Raw genomic sequence first — 3,062 nt, forward strand, 5'->3', positions numbered from 1 at the left:
TCAGATCCAGGTTGGTGTTGTGCACGTTGTTCGGCGCGGTGAACGGTACCGAAGCCGACGACTCGCCCACCGGGATGGTGATGGTCTGGCCGTTGGCCAGTTTCACTACCAGATCGGAACCGGTGACTTTGTGGTTGACCGACGCGGTGTAGGTCACCACGCCACCCTCGACCACGCTTTGCGTGGCGGTCAGGGTGACGGTAGTGGTGTCGATGGTGTCGGTGACCTTGGTCACAGCCGCGGTGCTGCTGACGTCAAGTTTCTCGAAGTCGCCACCAGTGGTGCCGGTGATGGTCACGCTCAGGTCTTCGGCATCGACATACACATCGTCGCTCGGCGCATCGATGGTGATCGAGGCTTCTTTCGAGCCAGCCGCGATGGTGATGCTCTCACCGTTGCTCAGCTTGATCACCAGGTCGGTGCCAGCCTTGTTGGTCAGGGTGGCGGTGTAGGTGATCTTGCCGCCTTCAGCGACAGTGCTGGTGGCGCTGAGGCTCAGGTTCGTTACATCTGGTGTGGCCGGGTTGTCAGTGACATTGGTCACTGGCTCGCCAACCGCCACGGTCTTCTCGTAATTGCCGCCCGAGATGTCGGTGATCTTGTTGGTCAGATCCAGGTTGGTGTTGTGCACGTTGTTCGGCGCGGTGAACGGTACCGAAGCCGACGACTCGCCCACCGGGATGGTGATGGTCTGGCCGTTGGCCAACTTCACCACCAAGTCCGATCCGGTGACCTTGTGGTTGACCGACGCGGTGTAAGTGACCACACCACCTTCAGCGACGGTCGAAGTCGCCGTCAGCGTCACGGTAGTGGTGTCGATGGTGTCAGTGACCTTGGTCACCGCTGCGCCGCTGTTTACATTCAGCTTCTCGAAGTCACCACCCGAAGTTTCGGTCATTTTTACCTGAAGGACTTCAGCATCGACATACACATCATCGCTTGGCGCATCGATGGTGATCGAGGCTTCCTTCGAGCCAGCCGCAATGGTGATGGTCTCGCCATTGCTCAGTTTGATGACCAGATCGGTACCGGCCTTGTTGGTCAGGGTAGCGGTGTAGGTGATCTTGCCACCCTCGGCAACTGTCGGCGTCGCGCTCAGGGTCAGGTGAGTAACGTCCTTGGTACCTGGACCATCGGTCACGGTTGTCACCGGCTCGCCGGTGGCCACGGTCTTCTCGTAGTTGCCGCCCGAGATATCGGTGATCTTGTTGGTGAGATCCGGGTTGGTGCTGTGGACGTTGTCTGGTGCAGTGAACGGCACCGATGCCGACGACTCGCCCACTGGAATGGTGATGGTCTGGCCGTTGGCCAACTTCACCACCAGATCGGAACCGGTGACCTTGTGGTTGACCGACGCGGTGTAAGTCACCACGCCGCCCTCGACCACGCTTTGCGTGGCGGTCAGGGTCACGGTGGTGGTGTCGATGGTGTCGGTGACCTTGGTCACAGCCGCAGTGCTGCTGACGTCCAGCTTCTCGAAGTCACCACCGGTGGTGCCGGTGACAGTCACGCTCAGGTTTTCGGCATCGAGGTAGACGTCGTCGCTTGGGGCATCGATGGTGATCGACGCTTCTTTCGAACCGGCGGCGATGGTGATCGTCTCACCGTTGCTCAGCTTGATCACCAGGTCGGTACCGGCCTTGTTGGTCAAGGTAGCGGTGTAGGTGATCTTGCCACCTTCGGCCACGGTGTCCGTCGCGGTCAGGGTGAGCGTGGTGACATCCGGAGTCGCCGGATTGTCGGTGACGGTGGTCACCGGCTCGCCAACGGCCACGGTCTTCTCGTAATTGCCGCCCGAGATATTGGTGATCTTGTTGGTCAGGTCCAGGTTGGTGTTGTGGACGTTGTTCGGTGCAGTGAACGGTACCGAAGCCGACGACTCGCCCACCGGAATGGTGATGGTCTGGCCGTTGGCCAACTTCACCACCAGATCGGAACCGGTGACCTTGTGGTTAACCGACGCGGTGTAGGTCACCACGCCGCCCTCGACCACACTTTGTGTGGCGGTCAGGGTCACGGTGGTGGTGTCGATGGTATCGGTCACCTTGGTCACGGCCGCAGTACTGCTGACGTCCAGTTTCTCGAAGTCACCACCGGTGGTGCCGGTAACGGTCACGCTCAGGTTTTCGGCATCGAGGTACACGTCATCGCTTGGGGCATCGATGGTGATCGACGCTTCCTTCGAGCCGGCCGCGATGGTGATGGTTTCACCGTTGCTCAGCTTGATCACCAAGTCGGTACCCGCCTTGTTGGTCAGGGTAGCGGTGTAGGTGATCTTGCCGCCTTCGGCCACGGTATCCGTCGCGGTCAGGGTGAGCGTGGTGATGTCCGGAGTCGCCGGGTTGTCGGTGACAGTGGTCACTGGCTCGCCAACCGCCACGGTCTTCTCGTAATTGCCGCCCGAGATGTCGGTGATCTTGTTGGTCAGGTCCAGGTTGGTGTTGTGGACGTTGTTCGGGGCGGTGAACGGTACCGAAGCCGACGACTCGCCCACCGGGATGGTGATGGTCTGGCCGTTGGCCAGTTTCACTACCAGGTCCGAACCGGTGACCTTGTGGTTAACCGACGCGGTGTAGGTCACCACGCCGCCCTCGACCACACTTTGCGTGGCGGTCAGGGTCACGGTGGTGGTGTCGATGGTGTCGGTGACCTTGGTCACGGCTGCAGTGCTGCTGATGTTCAGCTTCTCGAAGTCACCGCCGGTGGTGCCGGTAACGGTCACGCTCAGGTCTTCGGCATCGACATACACATCGTCGCTTGGGGCATCGATGGTGATCGAGGCTTCTTTCGAGCCAGCCGCGATGGTGATGCTCTCACCGTTGCTCAGCTTGATCACCAAGTCGGTACCGGCCTTGTTGGTCAAGGTAGCGGTGTAGGTGATCTTGCCGCCTTCGGCCACGGTGTCCGTCGCGGTCAGGGTGAGCGTGGTGATGTCCGGAGTGGCCGGGTTGTCAGTGACAGTCGTCACTGGCTCGCCAACCGCCACGGTCTTCTCGTAATTGCCGCCCGAGATGTCGGTGATCTTGTTGGTCAGGTCCAAGTTGGTGTTATGGACGTTGTTC

The 3,062-nt window shown here is 60.3% G+C and carries 1 protein-coding gene; it reads right to left on the reverse strand.

What is annotated here, in order from left to right; translation table 11 throughout:
• A partial coding sequence (locus tag CAG46_RS28825; RefSeq protein WP_371919196.1) for an immunoglobulin-like domain-containing protein occupies nucleotides 1-3,062 on the reverse strand: 3,062 nt, incomplete at both ends.

The organism is Pseudomonas sp. B23(2017) (genome assembly GCF_002113725.1).
GTDB classification, from domain to species: Bacteria; Pseudomonadota; Gammaproteobacteria; order Pseudomonadales; family Pseudomonadaceae; genus Aquipseudomonas; species Aquipseudomonas putida_Z.